A 19,228-nucleotide genomic window follows, 5' to 3' on the forward strand; every position below is an offset into this window, starting at 1 on the left:
CGACCGAGGGCCGCGCCCACCGCGGAGGGTCACCTAGTCCTTGGTGACCTGGATCTTCACGTGCTTGTCGCGCGGGTGCTCCGAAACCGGCATCGAGATCTCGAGGATGCCGTCGGCGTACGTCGCCTTGACCTTCGCCGGGTCGGCCCCGGCCGGCAGGCTGACCGTGCGGCTGAAGGTGCCGTAGAAGAACTCGCTACGGCCTTCGCCGGTCTCCTTCGCCTCACGCTCGGCAGAGATGGTCAGCAGCCCGTTGTGCGTGGTCACGGAGATGTGCTTCTCCGGGTCGAAGCCGGGCAGTTCGGCCCGCACGAGGTACTTGCCGTCCTCAGTGGACTCCTCGATCCGGACCGGGTTGTGCTCGGCGAACGGCCAGGGGTTCTCCAGCCACGCCGCGATGCTCGGCAACGCCAGGCGTGAGCCCGGCACCAGGGCAGTCATCCGTTCCTCCTTCCTTGCGACTTCGGGGGTCGCAAGACAAGGAGACCTCGGTTCGGTGGGCGCGCGACGCGGCCGGATTGCCCGAACCGGGAGGACCTTCGTCACCGAAGCCGGGCGCGAGGACCCTGTTGGGCCGTTCGGGGCAGCTGGCACCGTCGGGGTCCGGGGACGGAGAGGAGTGGCCATGACGCAGCAAACCGGGAAGTGGCGGTTGGACGTCACGGTGGACCACGAGCCGCGCCGGACCCGGGCGCAGATCGTCCTGCGCACCCCGGAGGGGGCCGAGTTCTCCGGGGTGGGACTGGCCCACCGCAGCGGGCCCGCCCGGGTCGCCGGCTACCTCGCACTGGGCCGGGCGATGTCCGACCTCACCGAAGAACTGCTGGAGGCCGCGATGGTCGAGCTCGAGGTGGAAGCCGACCGCGCGTGGAGCTCCTGACCCTGCCTCAGCCGCGCTCAGGCTGCACGGCCGCTACCGGAACCCCCTCGCCCACCCCAGTGAACTGAGCCTAGCCGAGCGTGATCCGGACGTCCTCGCCTCGGCTGATCTGCTCCGCGATCTCCGTGCAGTCGACGTTTTCCAGTCCGGCTGCCCGAAGTGCCTCGTCGAGTTGCGGCTTGAAGTCCTCCACCGGTCGCCCCCGGTATTCCCGCGCGATCGGTGTCACAGCAGCTTCGATCTTGGCGGCGATGCCCCTCATGAGGGAGCTCAACTCACCCTTGTCGATGTTGACGTGCATAAAGCCCTCCGTGGGTTTGAACACCGCACTGTGGCGATCTCGATAGCACACGAAGTCGCTGGAATCGGGCACCGCCCAGCTCGCCGCGCCGGGATGTCACCCGCCGGTGTCAGACGACCGGGGCCGACCACTCGATCCTGACCCCACCGTCAGGTCCGCTGTCCAGCGAGAACGTCCCGCCCGAAGCCTCCGCTCGGTCGCGCAGGTTCCCCAGCCCGCTCGGCGAAATCCCCTCCACGAGGCCCTTGCCGTCATCGACCACCACGACGCGGATCAGCTCGTCCTTCACCGCGATCGACACCGTCACCGTCGAGGCGTCCGCGTGGCGGACCGCGTTGCTGACCGCCTCGCGTACCACCGCCTCGACGTGCTCGGCCAGCTGCGCCGGGACCGTGTCGATCGGGCCGGACATGCTCACCGTCGGCTGCAGCGGTGCGTCGTCGGTCAGCTCGGCGATCGCGTCGTGCAACCGGCGGCGCAGCCGTACGCCCGTCTCGCCCGCCGCGCCGCCGTGCAGGTCGAAGATGGCCGTGCGGATCTCCTGGACGATCTCGTGCATCTGCTCGATGCTGTCGCCCAGCCGTTTTTGCAGCTCCGGGGACTTCGTGCGCCGCTGGGTGCTCTGCATCGACAGCCCGACCGCGAACAGCCGCTGGATGACGTGGTCGTGCAGGTCGCGGGCGATCCGGTCGCGGTCGCCGAGCACGTCCAGCTCGCGAGCCGCTCGCTGCTGCGCGGCCAGTTGCAACGCCAGTGCCGCCTGGTCGGCGAAGGACGCCACCACCGACAGCTGGGCCGACTCGAACCCGGCGGAACCAGCCTCCCTAGCGGCGATCAGCACACCGGTCGTCCGATCGCCCGCCCGCAGCGGCACCACCATCGCCGGCCCGAACCGGTGGTCGCGCAGCGCGAGCTCGGGCACGCTGCGCGGCGTCCGGTCCCGATACACCGAGCCCGGCACGCTCTCCTCGATGGCGATGCGTGTCCCCGACAGCTCGGCCGCCCGCATGCCCGCGCACACCGTGACCGTCAGGTCGTCGACGTCGTCACCCCAGTCCTCGTCGACGTCGAGGCGCCCGGAGTTCGGCAGCGCGAGCATCGTGACGTCGGAGCCGGTCAGTTCCAGCGCCCGGCTGGCGATGAGGTTGAGCGCCTCCGCCGGGTCGGTGCCGCCGAGCAGCTCCGTCGTCACCTCGCTGGTCGCGGCCAGCCACTGCTGGCGCACCCGCGCTTGCTCGTAGAGGTGCGCGTTCTCGATCGCGATCCCGGCCGCAGCGGCCAAGGCCTGGACGACGACTTCGTCGTCGTCGGTGAACGGCTCCCCGTTCTTCTTTTCCGTCAGGTACAGCCGGCCGAACACCTCGTCACGCACCCGCACCGGCACACCCAGGAAAGAGTGCATCGGCGGGTGGTGGGCGGGGAAGCCGACGGACGCCGGATGTGAGGAGATCTCCTCCAGGCGCAGCGGCTTGGCCTCCTCGATGACCACGCCCAGTACGCCGTGTCCCTCGGGGAGGTCACCGATCAGCCGGCGGGTGTCGTCGTCGATGCCGATGTAGAGGAACTCGGACAGGCTGCCGTCCTCGGCGAGGACGCCGAGTGCGCCGTACTTCGCCTCGCCGAGCTCGATCGCCGCCTGGACGATCCGGGTCAGCGTCGTGTCCAGTTCGAGCCCGGAAGCCACGGCCAGCACGGCATCGAGCAGGCCGTCCATTTTGTCCCGGGTGCCGATCAGCAGCTCGATCCGGTCCTGCAGATCACGCAGCAGCTCGCGCAGCCGCAGGCCGGACAGCGTGCCCGCCATCCGCCGCGGTTCGTGCTCGGCTCCACTCACCAAGTCCTCCGCGTCATCGGTGACTTTGTCCCCTATCCGCGGCCCTGCGGTGCGAGAGACCGTCGAACGAAGCTTTCGGATCACCAGTGTGCCGCGCCGCGGCACGAGGGGAAACCATGACACTACCCATCACTTCGATCGGCTTGCTGGACTCCGATCAGGTGAAGTCCGTCATCGGCGCTGCGGTGCTGGCGCCGTCGACGCACAATACGCAGCCCTGGCGCTTCCGCTGTACCCATGCGGGCCTGGAGCTGCACGCCGATCCGGACCGCGCCCTGCCGGTGGCCGACGCCGACCGGCGCGAACTGCTGCTCTCCTGCGGAGCTGCGCTGTTCAACCTGCGCACCGCCATCCACGCACTGGGCGCCCACCCCGCGACGACGCTGTTCCCCCGGCGCGACGATCCGACGCTGCTGGCCGTGGTGCGGCCGTTCGCGGCCCGCCGTCCAGACCCCCGCCTGGTCGAGCTGGCGGACGCGATCCCCCGCCGCCACACGAACCGGACGCCGTTCGAGGTGGGCGCGATCCCGTCGTCCGTGGTCGCCGAATTGCGGCACGCCGCCGAGATCGAGCAGGCCTGGCTGCCGCGGATAGACGCCAAGCAGCTGGAGGGCCTGCGTGAGCTGGTCCACAAAGGGCACTACGCCCAACTCGCCGACCCGGCGTTCCTCGCCGAGTGGCGGCAGTGGACCGGGCGGAACCCGGACAGCCGGGACGGCGTGCCCGACTACGCGGCCGGCTCGATGCCCTCGAACAACGGCGGCTGGGTCCTGCGCGACTTCGGCACCCGGCTGCGCGGCCGGCCCGACGACTCCGAGCCCCTGGTCGTAGTCATCGGTTCCTTCGACGACACCCGCGTCGACCGGCTCCGGGCGGGCCAGGCGATGCAGCGGGTCCTGCTGACGGCGACCGTGGCCGGGCTCGACGCGTCGTTCATCTCCCAGCCGGTCGAGGTCCCAGCGGTCCGGGCCGAACTGCGCCAGCTGCTCGGCGGCGGGTTGTGGCCGCAGATCGTGCTCCGCCTGGGTCGGGGCTCGCCAGTGCCGTGGACTCCGCGGCGGTCGCTGGCGGACGTCCTGATGGAGCCCACCGCCCTGCGCACCTGAGCGGCGTCGATCAGGCCGAGTGCCTCACGTCGGCCTCCGCCTCTGCCGGCCTGGTCCGGCGCCAAGGTGGCGTTGCGCTCAGTGGTGGTGGCCCCACCCACTCACCGGACACCTTGTCCCTGGGTGCTGTGTCGAGCAGCGCTCGAAAGCCGGTCTCGTTCCGGCACTCCCGGATGAGCTTGGCGATGTAGGCCTGGGTGTAGCCGTAGTCGGCGTGACGTTCGTCGTACAAGCAGTACTTGTCATCCGTTCGCTCAGGGTGCGGGTCTCCCACCGGCGGCCGGACCCGAAGCTTCTTCCACGCTTTGGTGAAGAGTGCGGTGCTGAAGAAGAACGGAATTCCGTCCTGGACGGCCTTCGCCGCCTCCGTCGGTTTCAACAGCCCGTGTCCCACGACAGACCGTTTCTGTTCGCGAACCACGACGTACCCTTTTCTGCCGATAGCTTCGACAGTCGCACGTTGTTCTTCCGTCAGGTCGTCGTAGCGGGTGAATTGAACCGCGAGTGCGTCCGGGTCTCTAGGGGCCAGCTCCTGCAGGACTCGCAGCCGGAAGTCGTACCGCGGGTCGCGCGCGACGGACTCGTCGAGCCCCGCGTCGTAATCGGCGAGGAAGGTCCGCAACTGGGCCGGGAGCTGGGCGCGCAACCGCCGCAGTGTTCGCTCCCCCTCGTCCGTGAAGCTGCCGATGAAGACAGGGAACCGCAGACGGGTGGCCAGCGACGAGGAGACACCGAAGCTGCTGGTGAGCTCCTCCTCGTAGTTCAGAAGGAGGGCCTGGCTCTGGCCCCCGACAGCCGCCGTGAGAGCTTGCTGCTCGCGGGCATATCGGTGCTCGATCTTGTTGCGCAACGCGATGAAGAACTCGAGGTTGGCGCGCACCGGGCTGTCACCGTCGGGCCAGTGGTGCCGGACGCAGGTCGCGAGGTCCCACCGCTTTGGTTCACCGTCGATACGCTCGATTCGCCGGGCCCGCCCGTGCGTCCGCCAGTACCGGAAGTCGACGTGAGCGCGTGTGAGCTCGGCGTGCAAGAGGTAGAGCCAAGCGAGGTGCATGTGGACGACGAAGCCTTCGAAAGAGCGAATTTCCGATGGATCGTTGTACAACCGCACAGCCAGCTGCGCCTCGTCACGCGAGGCGTCGACCATATGCATGAATCGTGGTCGCGGCGGCATGTGATCAAGGTCGGAAATCGGACGCCGGCTGTTACGCCCGGCTCACCCGAGCACTTCAGCCGCCCTGGTTGCGTAGCTCGGTGGCCAGCACGGCCGCCTGGGTGCGGCGTTCCATGCCGAGCTTGGTCAGCAGCCGGGAGACGTAGTTTTTGACCGTCTTCTCGGCCAGGAACATCCGCTCCGAGATCTGCCGGTTGGTCAGGCCCTCCCCGATCAACTCAAGGAGCTTCCGCTCCTGGTCCGACAGATCGGACAGGGGCCCCTTCTTTGCCTGGCTGTCGCGCAGCTTCGCCATCAACGCCGCCGCGGCGTGCGCGTCGAGCAGGGATTTGCCCGCGCCGACGTCCTGCACCGCCGAGACCAGGTCCATGCCCTTGATGTCCTTGATCACGAACCCACTGGCCCCCGCCATCACCGCGTCGAGCATCGCCTGCTCGTCGGTGTAGGACGTCAGCATCAGGCACTTGAGCTCGGGCAGCTTGGATCGCAGCTCCCGGGCCAGCTCGATGCCGTTGCCGTCAGGCAGGCGGACGTCCAGCACGGCCACGTCCGGGTTCAGCGCGGGGATGCGGGCCAACGCCTGCGACACGCTGCCGGCCTGGCCGACCACGGTGAGGTTTTCGTCCTCGTCCAGTAGGTCGGCGACGCCACGGCGGACGACCTCGTGGTCGTCGACGAGAAACACGCGGAGCATCTCCGACCTCCTCAAGAGCGGTTCGACAGGCTCAGCGTACGACCGCAAAGTCCTCAGTGGCAGGGACGCGGGACCGTCCGGGAAGTGACCAAAGACCCTAAGCCGGGGCGGCCCCCGCACCGGATGCTCGCCGGGTGACCCGCGAACGAGCAGGAGATACCGGATGAGCGCCCTGGACCTCGCCCGATGGCAGTTCGGGATCACCACCGTCTACCACTTCATCTTCGTCCCGCTGACCATCGGACTGTCGTTCCTGGTCGCCGGGATGCAGACCGCCTGGGTGCGCACGGGGAACGACCGCTACCGCCGGATGACGAAGTTCTGGGGGAAGCTGTTCCTGATCAACTTCGCCATGGGCGTGGCGACCGGCATCGTGCAGGAGTTCCAATTCGGGATGAACTGGTCGGACTACAGCACGTTCGTCGGCGACATCTTCGGCGCGCCGCTGGCCATCGAGGGCCTGCTGGCGTTCTTCCTCGAATCGACGTTCCTCGGCCTGTGGATCTTCGGCTGGGACAAGCTGCCGAAGAAGCTGCACCTGGCCACCATCTGGCTCGCCTCGATCGGCACGCTGCTTTCGGCGTACTTCATCCTCGCCGCCAACTCCTGGATGCAGCACCCGGTCGGCTACGCGGTCAACCCCGCCACCGGCCGTGCGGAGCTCAAGGACTTCGGCGCCGTGCTCACCAACTCGACCGCGGTCGGCGCCTTCGCGCACACCATCACCGCGTGCTTCCTCACCGCCGGCATGTTCGTCGTCGGGATCAGCGCCTGGCAGCTGAGCCGGCAGCGGAACGCCGACGTCTTCCGGCCGTCGATGAAGCTCGCCCTGGTCACCGTGCTGATCGCCAGCCTCGGCGTCATCGTCACCGGTGACCTGCAGGCCCGGCTGATGACACAGCAGCAGCCGATGAAGATGGCCGCCGCCGAAGCGCTCTACGATACCGTCGCGCCCGCGTCGTTCTCACTGTTCACCATCGGCTCGCTCGACGGCTCGCAGGAGAAGTTCAGCATCCGCGTCCCCGGCGTGCTTTCCTTCATGGCCACCGGGAAGTTCGACGGGCAGGTCGAAGGCATCAACGACCTCCAAGCCGCCGAACAGCAGACCTACGGGCCCGGCGAGTACCGGCCGGACATCCCGGTCGCCTACTGGACGTTCCGCCTGATGATCGGCTTCGGCTTCCTCTGCCTGCTGATCTCCCTGGCCGGGCTCTGGCTGTTCCGCCGCGGCCGCACCCCGCGCGCCCGCTGGTTCTTCCCCGCCGCCGTCGCCGGGATCGCGCTGCCGTTCCTGGCCAACAGCGTCGGCTGGATCTTCACCGAGATGGGCCGCCAGCCCTGGTCGGTGTTCGGCGTGCTCAAGACCGCCGATTCGGTGTCGCCCACGGTTTCCGCGGGCAGCGTGCTGACCTCGCTGATCGTGTTCACCCTGCTCTACGGCGTGCTCGCGGTCGTGGACGGCGTCCTGATGGTCCGCTACGCCAAGGCCGGTCCCCCACCGCCCGAAGCACCCGAACCCGAGTCCGACGAGCCGCGTCCCGCGGCCTTCGCCTACTGACGCCGGAGACACCGTCATGGCCCTCACCGACATCTGGTTCCTGCTCATCGCGGTCCTCTGGACCGGCTACTTCGTCCTCGAAGGCTTCGACTTCGGCGTCGGCACGCTGCTGCGCGTCCTCGGCCACGACGACACCGACCGCCGCGTGCTGATCAACACGATCGGCCCGGTCTGGGACGGCAACGAAGTCTGGCTGCTCGTCGCCGGCGGCGCCACCTTCGCCGCCTTCCCGCTCTGGTACTCGAGCCTGTTCTCCGGCTTCTACCTGGCCCTGCTGCTCGTGCTGGTCGCGCTGATCCTGCGCGGGGTGGCGTTCGAGTTCCGCGGCAAGATCGACAGCCCACGCTGGCGGAACACCTGGGACTGGGTCATCGTCTTCGGCTCCGCCGCGCCCGCCCTGCTGTGGGGCGTGGCGTTCGGCAACATCGTCCACGGCGTCCCGCTCGACGCCCAGCACCACTTCACCGGCACGTTCTTCACCCTGCTCAACCCGTACGCCCTGCTCGGCGGCCTGGCCACGCTCAGCCTGTTCTCCTTCCACGGCGCGGTGTTCCTGACGCTGAAGACGACCGACGCCCTGCGCGACCGGGCCCGGACGCTCGCCCGCGCGCTCGGCGGCACGGCGATCGTGTTCGGCGGCGTCTTCCTCGCCTACACCGCGATCGAACACGGCGGCTGGGCGTGGCTGTCGTCGGCCCTCGCCGCGCTGCTCCTCGTCGCGGCGGTCCTGTTCGCCGCCGGTGAGCGCGACGGGTACGCCTTCGCGAGCACCGCCGCCGCGATCATCGCGGTCACCTTCACGCTGTTCTGGTCGCTCTACCCGAACGTCCTGCCCTCGACGACCGACCCGGCCTTCGGCTTGACCACGACCAACGCGTCGTCGACGCCGTACACGCTGCAGATCATGACCTGGGTCGCGGTCGTGTTCACCCCGATCGTGCTGGCCTACCAGGCCTGGACGTACTGGGTGTTCCGCAAGCGGATCAGCCGGGCCTCGATCCCGGCCGGCGGCGGCCTGCCCGCGGGCCGCCGGTGAAGCCCCTCGACCCGCGGCTGCTGCGCCACGCGAAGGCAGTCCGGCCGTTCGTCGTCGCCTGCGCCGCGCTGGGTGTGTTCACCGCGATGCTGGTGCTCGCCCAGGCGGAATTGCTGGCGAAGACGATCACGTGGGCCTTCCTCGACGGCTTCGGCGCCCGGAGCCTGGCGCTGCCGCTCGGCCTGCTGACCCTGGTGGTCCTGGCGAGGGCCGGGATTTCCTGGCTGGCCGAGACGACCGCGCACCGCGCCGCTGCCCGAGCGTTGTCCCAGCTGCGCGAGACGGTCATCGCGGCCGCGCTGCGGATCGGGCCCCGGCGGGCGGACCGCTCCCCCGCCGAGGTCGCCGCCCTGGCCACCCACGGCGTCGACCGCCTGGAAGGGTACTTCTCGCGGTACCTGCCGCAGCTGCTGATCGCCGCGGTCGTGCCGCTGGTGGTCGGGGTGCGGATCCTGGCCGCCGACTGGGCCGCCGCCGTGATCGTCGGCCTCACCGTGCCGCTCATCCCGGTGTTCATGATCCTCATCGGCCTCTACACCCAGCGCGACGTCCGGCGGCAGTGGCAGACCCTGTCCGTGCTCGGCAACCACTTCCTCGACCTCGTCGCCGGGCTCGCCGAGCTGACCGCGTTCGGCCGGGCGCGAGCGCAGATCCGGTCGCTGCGGGAAATCACCGGGCAGTACCGCGCGCACACGATGCGGACGCTGCGCGTCGCCTTCCTCTCGGCATTGGCCCTGGAGCTGCTGGCGACGCTGTCAGTCGCGGTCGTCGCCGTGTCGATCGGCCTGCGGCTGCTGGCCGGCGAACTCGACCTGCAGACCGCGCTCACCGTGCTGATCCTCGCGCCCGAGGTCTACCTGCCGCTGCGCGCGGTCGGCGCGCGGTTCCACGACAGCGCCGAAGGCCTCGCCGCGGCCGAGGAGATCATCGCGCTCGCCGACACGCCCAGTGGCGACCACGGCACGGGTGTGGTCCCCGACTTGGAGCGAGTCGCCTTGCGCTGCGAAGACGTCACGGTCGACGGCCGGTCCGGACCGATCCTGGACGGCTTCAGCCTGCGCCTGCCACCCGGCGAGATCATCGGAGTGACCGGGCCGAGCGGGGCGGGGAAGTCGACGTTGCTCGACCTGCTCCTCGGCTGGCGACGACCCGACGGCGGCCGGATCCTCGTCGGCGACACCGACCTCGCCGACATCGGCCGCGCGACCTGGCACCGGCACCTGGCCTGGGTGCCGCAGCAGCCGCACTTGGTCGCCGGGACGGTAGCGGAGAACATCCGCCTGGGCTCCCCCGACGCGACCGACGACGCCGTGCTCGCCGCGGCCGACACCGCGGCACTCGACGTCCCGCTGTCCACAATCGTCGGCGAGCTGGGCGCCGGACTGTCGACCGGGCAACGCCGCCGGGTCGCGCTGGCCCGTGCGGTGCTGCTCGACCGGCCGCTGATCCTGCTCGACGAACCGACCGAAGGCGTCGACGCGGAGACCGAGGCAGCCATCGTGGAACGGCTGCCGAAGGTGCTCGCCGGGCGGACCGCGGTGATCGTCAGCCACCACCCCGCGGTCCTGGCCCGCTGCGACCGGGTGATCTCCCTCGGCGAGCCGGTCGTCCTTCCCGCTGTCCCGGAGGCTGTTGAGCCGCGGCCGATCTCGCGTCCGGCCGCCGCTCCGGTCGTGGCCTCGTCCACGATGGATGTGCCGCGGTGGCGGCCGCTGCGTGCGGCGATCCGGCCCCACCGGCTCCGGCTGGCCCTGGCCTGCCTGGCCGCGACGGCCGCGCTGGGCTCCGGAGTCGCCCTCACGGCGACGTCGTCGTGGCTGATCGCGAGCGCGGCCCTGCATCCGCCGGTGCTGAGCCTGCTGGTGGCGATCGTCGCGGTCCGGACGTTCGGCCTGGCCAAGGGCATCATCCGCTACATCGAGCGGCTGCTGTCCCACGACGTGGCCCTGCGCGCCTTGGCCGAGCTGCGGGTGCGGGTGTGGGCGCAGCTGGTCCGGATCGGCCCGGCCGGCACCGCCCGGCTGCGGCGCGGCGACCTGCTGCACCGGCTCGTGTCCGATGTGGACAGCCAGCAGGACGTCCTGGTCCGCGGCCTGGTCCCGGGTGTGTCGACGTTCGTGGTGTTGTCGGCGACCGCGATCACCCTCGGCGTCATCCTGCCCGGCGCAGGCGTCGCAGCGGCGCTGGGCTTGGCCGTCGCCGGCGTGTTGGCTCCTTTCGTCGCGGCCCTGGCAGCCCGCCGGGCTCTGCGCTCGACGGCGCGGCTGCGCGCGGACCTGACCGCGGGGACGGTCGAACTGCTGCAGGCATCGGCGGACCTGATCACCCACGACGCGGCAGCCCGGCGGCACTCACGGCTGCGCGAACTCGACGCCGTGCTGACCGCCTTCCACCGCCGGTCCGCGGTGTGGCGCGGCCTCGGTGGCGGGCTCGCGACGCTGGGCGTCGGCCTGACGTCGGTGTCGTGCCTGGCGCTGGGCATCCTGGCGGCGGTGCCCGGCCCCGCGCTGGCGGTGTTGGCGTTGACGCCGCTGGCGACGGCCGAGCTGGTGGCGGGCCTGCCGGAGACGGCCCAGCGGCTCGTCGGCGCGTCGGGCTCCGCACGCCGCCTCGCTGAGCTGGACATTCTTCCCGCACCCTCCACGCCGGCCACTGCCCTCGCCCCGGCGGCCACCTGTCTGGTGGCCGAGCAGTTGTCGGTCCGCTGGCCGGGGTCGTCGGCCGACGCGGTCCAAGGCGTCGACCTGCGCCTCGGCGACGGCCGCCGTCTCGCGCTGACCGGTCGTTCGGGCGCGGGCAAGAGCACGGTGATCGCGGCGTTGATGCGCTATCTCGACCCCTCGGCGGGCCGCATCCTGCTGGACGACACGAACACGCTCACCTGCGACGGCGACTCGGTCCGGTCGCGCATCGCCTGGTGCGGACCGGAGACGCACTTGTTCGACAGCACACTGCGGGAGAATCTCCGTCTGGCCCGGCCGTCGGCCACCGACGCCGAGCTGCGGACGGCGCTCGAACGGGCCCAGCTTTCGCGGTGGCTGTCAGACCTGCCGGGCGGCCTCGACACGGCGCTGGGCACGCACGGAACGCCGGTGTCCGGAGGTGAGCGTCAGCGTCTGGGCGTGGCTCGTGCGTTGCTGTCGGACCGGCCGATCATGCTGCTGGACGAACCGACGGCCCACCTGGACGCCGCGACCGCATCGGGGTTGGCGGCCGATCTGCTGAAGGCGACCGAGGGCCGGTCGGCGCTGGTGGTGACCCACCGACCGGCGGAGTTCGCCGAGCTGACGGCGGTCGAGCTGTCCCGCAGCGCGGCCGGGGTGCGCTGACGGTGGCCGCTCACCGCGTCACCGGGGCACCCACCAGACGAGTTCGCCCGACCGTGACTCCGGAACACCGCCCCGCCGGGCGCCCGGTCCGGCGAACTCGGCCCACCCGGACTCGCCGGGGTCGATCGGGCTGCCGTCGTGGGCCAGGGTGAGGGTCAGTCTCTCCGCGCCCGAGTGCACCGACACCCGGACCGAGCCGGCGCCGGTGTGGCGGGCGATCAGGGCCAACCCGGCCCGGACCACCGTGAGCAGCTCGTCGGCCAGCTCCGATGAGAGGCCGTCCAGCTTGCCGGAGAACTCCGTCGACGTGGTGAGCTCGATGTCCGCCAGTGCCTCCAGGACCCGGTCGTGGACGCTCGCCGCGCGGCGGGGCAGGACGTCGTCCAGCTGGAACACCGTCTCGCGGACCTGGGTGATCACCGCGTCGATGTCGGTGATCGCCGTGCGGACCCGGCGGGCCACCACCTCCGAGCGGGCCGCGCCCGCCGTCGTCTGCAGGGACAGGCCGATGCCGTACAGCCGCTGCACCACGTCGCTGTGCAGCTCCGCCGCGATCCGGTCGCGCTCGTCGTACAGCTCGTTGCGCTGCTGCTCGGCGCGGGCGTCGGCCAGCTCGATCGCTAGCGACGCCTGGCCGGCGAACCCGGCCGCCATCTCGAGGTCGTCGCCGGTGAAGCCCGCCCGCCCCGTCTTCCGGGCCGCGGTCAGTACGCCGTTGACCTCGCCCCCGGCGGTCAGCGGCACCACGAGTACCGCGTCGAGATCGGTCCGCAGCGGAGACGGGCTGCCGGTCCGGGACTGCCGGTCGGTCCACGACGCCATGAGCGGCTCGCCCTCCGTGAAGACCTGGCCCGCCATCGTGCCGGTGAGGTCGACGGCCTTCCCCACCAGTTCGGCCGCCCGATCGCCGACGGCGACCTCGATGCGGAGGTGCTCGCCGTCCGGACGCAGCACGGTCACCAGATCCGCGTCCGCGAGGTCGAGGGTGTGCACGGCGATCAGCTCCAGCGGCCGCCCCGGCCGCGCCGCCAGCAGCTCGCGCATGATCGCGGCCGACGCCTTCAGCCATTCCTGCTGCTTGCGTGCGGTCTCGTAGAGCCGCGCGTTGGCGATGGCCTGGCCCGCGGTCGCGGCGAGGGCGAGCGCGAGCTGCTCGTCTTCGTCGGTGAACTCACCGTGCCGGCACTCGGTGAGGTAGAGGTTGCCGAACACGACGCCCCGCACCCGGACCGGCACACCGAGGAAGGAACGCATCGGTGGGTGTTCGTCCGGGAACCCCGAGGAGCGGGGGTCATCGGCGATGGTCCGGAGCCGGATCGGGCGCGGATCCTCCACCACGGCTCCCAACAGGCCCTTGCCTTCGGGGAGCCGCCCGACCCGCGCCACCGTCTCGTCGTCCATGCCGACGTGGACGAACTCGACGAGCTGCCGGTCGGTCCCGATCACGCCCAGCGCGGCGTAGCGAGCACCGAGCAGCTCACGGCCCGCTTCGACGATCCGGCGCAGCAGCGTCGGCAACGCGAGGTCGCCGGTGACCTCCTGGCTCGCCCGCAGGAGCCCGCGCAACCGGCCCTGCGTGGCCATGACCTCCTGGGCCCGCTCGACGAGCTGGCCCAGCAACTGGTCCAGCTCCATCCTCGGCAGGTCGGGGAAAGTCAGCTGATCGTCGCTCGCCGCGTTCATGTCCACCACCTCGCGCTCGCCCTGCGCGGCAGTGGTCCAGTCTCCCGCGCCGGCGGGGGCGGCGGTCAAGCCGATGTGCGAGCCGATCCGGTGATTCCTCCACCGGATCGATCAAGAAATCTTGCCAACGGAGTACCAGGTGCGTCGTCCCGGCCGCTGGACCGTCAGTGCGAGGTGCTCGGCCCGGCGGTACAGCTCCCGCAACCGCATCTCGCGACGCGGGTCCGGTTCGGTCTCCAGGCTCGCGATCGCCCGGCGGTAGGCGTGTTCCGCAGTCTCCAAAGAGGACAGTGCTACGTCGGCCTCCGCCGCTGCTTCGTTGTGCGGCAAGGCATCGAGGGCGTTGTGCAGCATGTCGAACGCGGTCACCACCGTGAGTACCATCGCCGTCAGGTGGTCGTCCGGCGGAGTGCGGGACAGGTCGGACTCGCGAACGAGCATGTACGCCGCGTCGGCGATCTCCCCGAGCCGTTCGGCCAGTTCGAACACGTCCTCGGCCCCGATCGCCGTGCTGAACGCCTCCCGCACGGCCACCAGCACCTGACGGCGCTCGGCCGACTGCACCAGCAACGGCGTGTGCAGTTCTCCGCCGGTCGGCAGGCCGCGAGCCCAGCCCGCCAGTGCGGTCAGCAGGTCCCCGACCGTGTCGGCCTGGTCTCGCAGCAACCCCAGCACGTCCGGGTTGCGCGCCGGGAACCACGTCTTGGGCAGCCTCATGCCCACCACCTCCACAACGGGGGCGCGGCGGCCCCCAGCGCGGCACACGCCGGCGGGGTGACCAGCCACGCGGAACAGATTTCACCGACCACGGCCCACCGCACGTGGCGGACGCGGCGGCTCGCGCCGGCGCCGACCACCGAGGCGGCGACGACATGGGTCGTGCTGACCGGCGCTCCGGCCCCCGCGGCGGCGAGGATGACCGCGGCCGAGCTGCCCTGGCTCGCCAGGCCGTCGGCCGGGCGCATCCGGTAGATGCCGCGGCCGACGGTCTTGACGACGCGCCAGCCGCCGGACGCGGTCCCGAGGGTCAGGGCCGCCGCCGCGGCGAGCTTGACCCACAGCGGAACGGCGAAGGTCTCGAGGTGCCCGGTCGCGAGCAACAGCAGTGTGATGACCCCCATGGACTTCTGAGCGTCGTTCGCGCCGTGGCTGAAGGCCAGGGCGCCGGCGGTCAGCCACTCCGCTCGCCGCAGCAGGGTGTCCACCCGGCAGCGCGCCCGGCGCAACGCCCGCCGCACGAGCAGGTCGGCGGCCGCGCCGAGCCCGGCACCCAGTACCGGCGACAGGGCCAGCCCCGCCAGGACGCCGAGCACGCCGGAGACGTGGAAGCCGTCGATGCCGCCCCAGCGCACCCCGGCGAAGCCGCTCGCCCCGACCAGGCCGCCGACCAGCGCGTGGGAAGAGCTGGACGGCAGTCCCCGCCACCAGGTGAGCAGGTTCCAGACGATGCCGGCGGTGACGGCCGCGCCGACCGCAGGCAGGACGTCCGCGGCGGGCAGCCGGACCACCCCGCCGACTGTGTCAGCGACCGTCGTGCCCGCCAGCAGTGGTCCCGCGACGTGACAGCCGGCCGCGAGCAGCAGGGCCGCGCCCGGAGTGGCCGCGCGGGTCGCGACCAGCGCGGCCACCGAGTTGGCCGAGTCGTGGAAGCCGTTGGTGAAGTCGAAGACCAGGGTGATCGCGATCGCCACGGCCAGGACGGCCGCGGCGGTCACGTCTCAGCTCTCCCAGGTCCAGTGCCGGATCTCGGGCAGGTCCTCGCCGTGGGCGCGGATCCACCGGCGGTGCCGGCCCTGGGCCTCGGTCATCCGCTGCCGGAGCACGCCGGCCGTTGCGACGAGGCCCGGGACCCGGTCGATCACGTCGATGACCAGCTGGAAGCGGTCCAAGTGGTTGAGCACCAGCATGTCGAACGGCGTGGTTGTCGTGCCGTGTTCGGTGTAGCCGCGGACGTGGAGGTCGTGGTGGCCGGTGCGGCGGTAGGCCAGGCGGTGGATCAGCCACGGGTAGCCGTGGTAGGCGAAGATCACCGGGCGGTCCGGGGTGAACAGCGCGTCGAACTCCCGGTCGTTCAAGCCGTGCGGGTGCTCGGACTCCGGCTGCAGGCGCATCAGGTCCACGACGTTCACCACCCGCACGGCCAGCGACGGGAGTTCCTGCCGCAGGATCTTCGCGGCGGCCATGACCTCCAGCGTGGGAGCGTCGCCCGCGCAGGCGAGGACGACGTCCGGCTCGCGGTCGGTGTGCGTGCTCGCCCACTCCCAGATGCTCACGCCCCGGCTGCAGTGCAGCGCGGCCTGCTCGGCGTCCAGCCAGTTCGGCGTGTCGTTCTTGCCCGCCACCACCACGTTCACGTAATCGCGAGAACGCAGGCAGTGCGCCGCGACCTCCAGCAGCGTGTTGGTGTCGGGCGGGAAGTACACCCGGACGACCTCGGAGCTCTTGTTGGCGACGTGGTCGACGAACCCGGGGTCCTGGTGGGAGAACCCGTTGTGGTCCTGCCGCCACACGTGTGAGGTGAGCAGGTAGTTCAGCGACGCGATCGGGCGCCGCCACGGGATCTGCCGGTGCACCCGCAGCCACTTGATGTGCTGGTTGACCATCGAGTCGACGATGTGCACGAACGCCTCGTAGCAGGAGAACAGCCCGTGCCGGCCCGACAGCAGGTAACCCTCGAGCCAGCCCTGGCACAGGTGCTCCGACAGCACCTCCAGCACCCGCCCGTCGCGCGCCAAGTGTTCGTCGACCGGTTCGACGGCAGCCTGCCATTCCTTGGCGGTGACGTCGTAGACCGCGTCGAGCCGGTTGGACGCCGTCTCGTCCGGGCCGAACAGGCGGAAGTTCGCCCGGTCGGCGTTGAGCGAGAAGACGTCTCGCAGGAACCGGCCGAGCACCCTGGTGGGCTCGGCCGCCGTCGCGCCCGGTGCAGTGACCGCGACCGAGTGGGCCGCGGTGTCCGGCAGCGTCAGCGGCCGCAGCAGGATCCCGCCGTTGGCGTTCGGGTTGGCGCCCATCCGCCGGTCCCCCGCCGGGATCATCGCCGTGACGTCGGCGACCGGGCGGCCGCAGGAGTCGAACAGCTCCTCCGGACGGTACGACAGCAGCCACCCTTCCAGCTGCTTCAGATGGTCCGCGTTGTGCGGGACCTCGGCCAGCGGCACTTGATGGGACCGCCAGGTGCCCTCCACCGGCTTTCCGTCCACAACGGACGGACCGGTCCAGCCCTTGGGGCTGCGCAGCACGATCATCGGCCAGGCGGGACGGCCGGTGTGCCGGTGGATGACGGCGAGGTCGGCGATCGCCGAGTCGAGCGCCGCGGCCATCGCCTGGTGCATCGTCTCCGGGTCGCTGCCTTCGACGTAGATCGGCTCGTAGCCGTAGCCGCGCAGCAGAGCGTCCAGCTCGGCCGGGGCGATGCGCGAAAGCAGCGTCGGGTTGGCGATCTTGTAGCCGTTGAGGTGCAGGATCGGCAGCACCGCACCGTCGCGGGCCGGGTCGAGGAACTTGTTGGCGTGCCAGGACGCCGCCAGCGGGCCGGTCTCGGCTTCGCCGTCCCCGACCACGCAGGCGACGAGCAGGCCGGGGTTGTCGAACGCGGCCCCGAACGCGTGCGCGAGCGAATAGCCCAGCTCCCCGCCTTCGTGGATCGACCCGGGCACCTGCGGCGCCACGTGACTGGGCACGCCGCCCGGGAAGGAGAACTGGCGGAACAGCTCCGCCATCCCGGCGGCGTCCCGCGTCACCTCGGGCCACGCCTCCGTGTAGCTGCCTTCGAGCCAGGTGTTGGCGAGCAGGGCCGGGCCGCCGTGGCCCGGGCCGGTGACCAGCATGGCGTTCAGGTCGTGGGTGAGGATCGCCCGGTTCAGGTGCGCGTAGACGAAGTTCAGGCCGGGCGAGGTGCCCCAGTGCCCGAGCAGCCGCGGCTTGACGTGCTCCGGCCGCAGGGGCTCGCGCAGCAGCGGGTTCGCCATCAGGTAGATCTGGCCGGCCGAGAGGTAGTTCGCGGCCCGCCAGAGGGCGTCCACCTGGGTGAGTTCGGTGCCGCCCAGCACCGCGGGACGAGCTTCGACGGCGGTCATGCCTTCTTCTCCGGGCGGACCACGAGCACCGGGCACTGGGCGTGCTGGACCAGCGCCTGGCTGGTCGAGCCCAGGAGCATGCCGGTGAAGCCACCCCGGCCGCGGCTGCCCACGACCACCAGTTGCGCCTGCGCGGAAATCTCCAGCAGCGCGTGCCGCGGCCGGTCGCGCACGAGGACGCGCCGGATCTCCACGTCCGGGTACTTCTCCGGCCAGCCGGCGAGCCGCTCGGTCAGCAACCGGTCTTCGCCCTCTTCGAGGCTTTCCGGCTGAGTCAGGATCCGGGCGGTGCCGCGGGTGTCCTCGTAGGTGATGTCGTTCCAGGCGTGCACCGCCACCAGCGGGACGCCGCGCAGGGAGGCTTCCTCGAACGCCACACCGATGGCTTGCTCGCTGTTCGGGCTGCCGTCGATGCCGACCGCGACCGGGCCGGCCGTCGAGTCGTGGTGTCCGCGGACGACCGCGACCGGGCAGTGCGCGTGGGCGGCGACCGAAGCCGCGGTGCCGCCGATGAGCATGTCCGCGAAGCCGCCGGTGCCGGTCCGGCCGACGACGAGCATCCGGGCGTGCCGGGACTCGTCGATCAGCATCGGGACCGGCGGGTCGTTGGGCAGGTCGGTGACGATGACCAGGTCCTTGTCGACCGACGCGGCGAGGGCGCGGGCGTCGGCGACGGCTCGTTCGCCGTCCTTCTGCACCGCCTCGAACAGCGTCGCCGCGCCGATGCCGGTCATTCCGCCGCCGTAGTAGAGCCCGGCGACCTGCAGGCCGTGCACGATCTTCAGCTGGAGGCGGCGCCGGGAGGCGAGCTTCGCCGCCCACGCGACGGCGGCGGTCGACCCCGCCGAGCCGTCGACGCCGACGGTGATCCTCGGGTCGTTGGCGGTCATCGTTTCTGCTCCTCACCCGCATAAGCGGTTTCCGCGGCGACGACCCCCGGGACGGCGAGCGCCAGCAACTGGGCGACGTGCCGGTCGGAGTCGTCGTCGAACTGGTCGGTGATGTGCACGAACCCGTCGCGGACGTCGACGGCCCAGCGGCCACTGCCGCCGTAGATCTCCAGGCGGTGCTTGACGTCCCGGGCGATCTCGACGTCGTCCCGGGCGAGCACCCGCACCACGTCGCCGCGGGTGACGATGCCGACCACGGCCGCGCCGTCGACGATCGGCATCGCGCGGATCCGGGCGTCCACCAGCGCCTGGCACAGGTCGGCGACATCGGTGCCGGCGCTCATCGCGGTGACGGGAGTGGTCATGACGTCGCCGACGGTCTTGCCGGCGGTGCTCTCACGAGGTTCGTGGACATAGCGCGGATCGGCCGGGATGCGGCCGCGGATCAGGTCGGCCTCGGTGACGATGCCGACCAGGCGGTCGTCGTCGTCCACCACGGGCAGAGCGGTGAAGCCGTGCGCCGCCAGCAGCTCGGCCGCCTCCTTGGCGGACGTCCACGGGTGCACGGTGATCACCGGCGTGGTCATCAGGTCGCGTGCTCGCATCGGGAATTCCTTTCCGGTCTCTGCCAATCTAGGAAGACCGGTCCCCGGCCACCGCCGTC

16 protein-coding genes are annotated in these 19,228 nt (G+C 71.1%); 5 read left to right on the forward strand and 11 right to left on the reverse strand.

Annotated features, from left to right (window positions below):
• Positions 1 to 33: 33 nt before the first annotated feature.
• Positions 34 to 441, reverse strand: a complete 408-nt coding sequence (locus ACWEVN_RS03445) for an Hsp20/alpha crystallin family protein (protein WP_310970333.1) — start codon at positions 439 to 441, stop codon at positions 34 to 36.
• Between the two features lie 184 nt (positions 442 to 625).
• Here ACWEVN_RS03445 and ACWEVN_RS03450 point away from each other — a divergent pair, with 184 nt between their 5' ends.
• Positions 626 to 880, forward strand: coding sequence for a dsRBD fold-containing protein (locus ACWEVN_RS03450; protein ID WP_452050061.1), 255 nt, complete (start codon positions 626 to 628; stop codon positions 878 to 880).
• A 70-nt stretch (positions 881 to 950) separates the two neighbouring features.
• Here the strand turns inward: ACWEVN_RS03450 and ACWEVN_RS03455 are convergent, their stop codons facing one another.
• Positions 951 to 1,181 carry a hypothetical protein gene (locus ACWEVN_RS03455; RefSeq protein WP_452050062.1) on the reverse strand — a complete coding sequence of 77 codons (231 nt, stop codon included), beginning with the start codon at positions 1,179 to 1,181 and terminating at the stop codon, positions 951 to 953.
• A 109-nt stretch (positions 1,182 to 1,290) separates the two neighbouring features.
• Positions 1,291 to 2,985, reverse strand: coding sequence for a GAF domain-containing protein (locus ACWEVN_RS03460; protein ID WP_452050142.1), 1,695 nt, complete (start codon positions 2,983 to 2,985; stop codon positions 1,291 to 1,293).
• Positions 2,986 to 3,131: 146 nt separating this feature from the next.
• On the opposite strand from ACWEVN_RS03460, the gene ACWEVN_RS03465 reads away from it, so the two are divergent.
• On the forward strand, positions 3,132 to 4,121 hold the full coding sequence (locus ACWEVN_RS03465) for an Acg family FMN-binding oxidoreductase (RefSeq protein ID WP_452050063.1): 990 nt from the start codon (positions 3,132 to 3,134) through the stop codon (positions 4,119 to 4,121).
• Positions 4,122 to 4,131: 10 nt separating this feature from the next.
• On the opposite strand, the gene ACWEVN_RS03470 is transcribed toward ACWEVN_RS03465, so the two are convergent.
• Both ACWEVN_RS03470 and ACWEVN_RS03475 read right to left on the reverse strand, forming a co-directional pair.
• Positions 4,132 to 5,268: a DUF3644 domain-containing protein gene (locus tag ACWEVN_RS03470; RefSeq protein ID WP_452050064.1), complete on the reverse strand. Its 1,137-nt coding sequence runs from the start codon at positions 5,266 to 5,268 to the stop codon at positions 4,132 to 4,134.
• Positions 5,269 to 5,350: 82 nt separating this feature from the next.
• Positions 5,351 to 5,989 (reverse strand): response regulator transcription factor, encoded by a 639-nt coding sequence (locus ACWEVN_RS03475; RefSeq protein WP_452050065.1) that lies wholly within the window; start codon positions 5,987 to 5,989, stop codon positions 5,351 to 5,353.
• A 163-nt stretch (positions 5,990 to 6,152) separates the two neighbouring features.
• On the opposite strand from ACWEVN_RS03475, the gene ACWEVN_RS03480 reads away from it, so the two are divergent.
• The 3 genes from ACWEVN_RS03480 to cydD are packed head-to-tail and all read left to right on the forward strand — an operon-like array spanning position 6,153 to position 11,912.
• Positions 6,153 to 7,547: a cytochrome ubiquinol oxidase subunit I gene (locus ACWEVN_RS03480; protein WP_452050066.1), complete on the forward strand. Its 1,395-nt coding sequence runs from the start codon at positions 6,153 to 6,155 to the stop codon at positions 7,545 to 7,547.
• Positions 7,548 to 7,563: 16 nt separating this feature from the next.
• Positions 7,564 to 8,583 carry a cytochrome d ubiquinol oxidase subunit II gene (gene cydB / locus ACWEVN_RS03485; protein WP_452050067.1) on the forward strand — a complete coding sequence of 340 codons (1,020 nt, stop codon included), beginning with the start codon at positions 7,564 to 7,566 and terminating at the stop codon, positions 8,581 to 8,583.
• Positions 8,580 to 11,912 (forward strand): thiol reductant ABC exporter subunit CydD, encoded by a 3,333-nt coding sequence (cydD, locus tag ACWEVN_RS03490; protein ID WP_452050068.1) that lies wholly within the window; start codon positions 8,580 to 8,582, stop codon positions 11,910 to 11,912. The genes cydB and cydD overlap by 4 nt, the downstream gene beginning before the upstream one ends.
• A gap of 18 nt (positions 11,913 to 11,930) precedes the next feature.
• Here cydD and ACWEVN_RS03495 read toward each other — a convergent pair whose 3' ends face one another.
• From ACWEVN_RS03495 to ACWEVN_RS03520, 6 genes are read right to left on the reverse strand one after another with little or no spacing between them, the layout of a single operon-like run.
• The gene (locus ACWEVN_RS03495; RefSeq protein ID WP_452050069.1) at positions 11,931 to 13,664 is read right to left on the reverse strand and encodes a GAF domain-containing protein; all 1,734 of its coding nucleotides are present in this window, start codon (positions 13,662 to 13,664) and stop codon (positions 11,931 to 11,933) included.
• A 42-nt stretch (positions 13,665 to 13,706) separates the two neighbouring features.
• A complete protein-coding gene (locus tag ACWEVN_RS03500; protein ID WP_452050070.1) occupies positions 13,707 to 14,312 on the reverse strand; it encodes a hypothetical protein in 606 nt (201 codons plus the stop codon).
• Positions 14,309 to 15,310: an anion permease gene (locus ACWEVN_RS03505; protein WP_452050071.1), complete on the reverse strand. Its 1,002-nt coding sequence runs from the start codon at positions 15,308 to 15,310 to the stop codon at positions 14,309 to 14,311. Before ACWEVN_RS03505 ends, ACWEVN_RS03500 begins: the two co-directional genes overlap by 4 nt.
• Before the next feature lie 3 nt (positions 15,311 to 15,313).
• Positions 15,314 to 17,674, reverse strand: a complete 2,361-nt coding sequence (locus tag ACWEVN_RS03510) for a phosphoketolase family protein (RefSeq protein ID WP_452050072.1) — start codon at positions 17,672 to 17,674, stop codon at positions 15,314 to 15,316.
• The gene (locus ACWEVN_RS03515; RefSeq protein WP_452050073.1) at positions 17,671 to 18,564 is read right to left on the reverse strand and encodes a universal stress protein; all 894 of its coding nucleotides are present in this window, start codon (positions 18,562 to 18,564) and stop codon (positions 17,671 to 17,673) included. The genes ACWEVN_RS03510 and ACWEVN_RS03515 overlap by 4 nt, the downstream gene beginning before the upstream one ends.
• Entirely contained in the window at positions 18,561 to 19,169 is a 609-nt protein-coding gene (locus tag ACWEVN_RS03520; RefSeq protein ID WP_452050074.1) for a CBS domain-containing protein, read from the reverse strand. The genes ACWEVN_RS03515 and ACWEVN_RS03520 overlap by 4 nt, the downstream gene beginning before the upstream one ends.
• Between the last annotated feature and the right edge of the window lie 59 nt (positions 19,170 to 19,228).

The organism is Amycolatopsis sp. NPDC003861 (assembly GCF_053605405.1).

What these genes read in the sequence shown, in the direction of transcription:
- ACWEVN_RS03465 (WP_452050063.1), top strand. Translation starts at nt 3,132, where the DNA reads ATGACACTACCCATCACTTCGATCGGCTTGCTGGACTCCGATCAGGTG.
- ACWEVN_RS03520 (WP_452050074.1), bottom strand. Translation starts at nt 19,169, where the DNA reads ATGCGAGCACGCGACCTGATGACCACGCCGGTGATCACCGTGCACCCG.
- ACWEVN_RS03480 (WP_452050066.1), top strand. Translation starts at nt 6,153, where the DNA reads ATGAGCGCCCTGGACCTCGCCCGATGGCAGTTCGGGATCACCACCGTC.
- ACWEVN_RS03470 (WP_452050064.1), bottom strand. Translation starts at nt 5,268, where the DNA reads ATGGTCGACGCCTCGCGTGACGAGGCGCAGCTGGCTGTGCGGTTGTAC.
- ACWEVN_RS03475 (WP_452050065.1), bottom strand. Translation starts at nt 5,989, where the DNA reads ATGCTCCGCGTGTTTCTCGTCGACGACCACGAGGTCGTCCGCCGTGGC.
- ACWEVN_RS03450 (WP_452050061.1), top strand. Translation starts at nt 626, where the DNA reads ATGACGCAGCAAACCGGGAAGTGGCGGTTGGACGTCACGGTGGACCAC.
- ACWEVN_RS03500 (WP_452050070.1), bottom strand. Translation starts at nt 14,312, where the DNA reads ATGAGGCTGCCCAAGACGTGGTTCCCGGCGCGCAACCCGGACGTGCTG.
- ACWEVN_RS03515 (WP_452050073.1), bottom strand. Translation starts at nt 18,564, where the DNA reads ATGACCGCCAACGACCCGAGGATCACCGTCGGCGTCGACGGCTCGGCG.
- ACWEVN_RS03510 (WP_452050072.1), bottom strand. Translation starts at nt 17,674, where the DNA reads ATGACCGCCGTCGAAGCTCGTCCCGCGGTGCTGGGCGGCACCGAACTC.
- ACWEVN_RS03445 (WP_310970333.1), bottom strand. Translation starts at nt 441, where the DNA reads ATGACTGCCCTGGTGCCGGGCTCACGCCTGGCGTTGCCGAGCATCGCG.
- ACWEVN_RS03460 (WP_452050142.1), bottom strand. Translation starts at nt 2,985, where the DNA reads ATGGCGGGCACGCTGTCCGGCCTGCGGCTGCGCGAGCTGCTGCGTGAT.
- ACWEVN_RS03455 (WP_452050062.1), bottom strand. Translation starts at nt 1,181, where the DNA reads ATGCACGTCAACATCGACAAGGGTGAGTTGAGCTCCCTCATGAGGGGC.
- cydB (WP_452050067.1), top strand. Translation starts at nt 7,564, where the DNA reads ATGGCCCTCACCGACATCTGGTTCCTGCTCATCGCGGTCCTCTGGACC.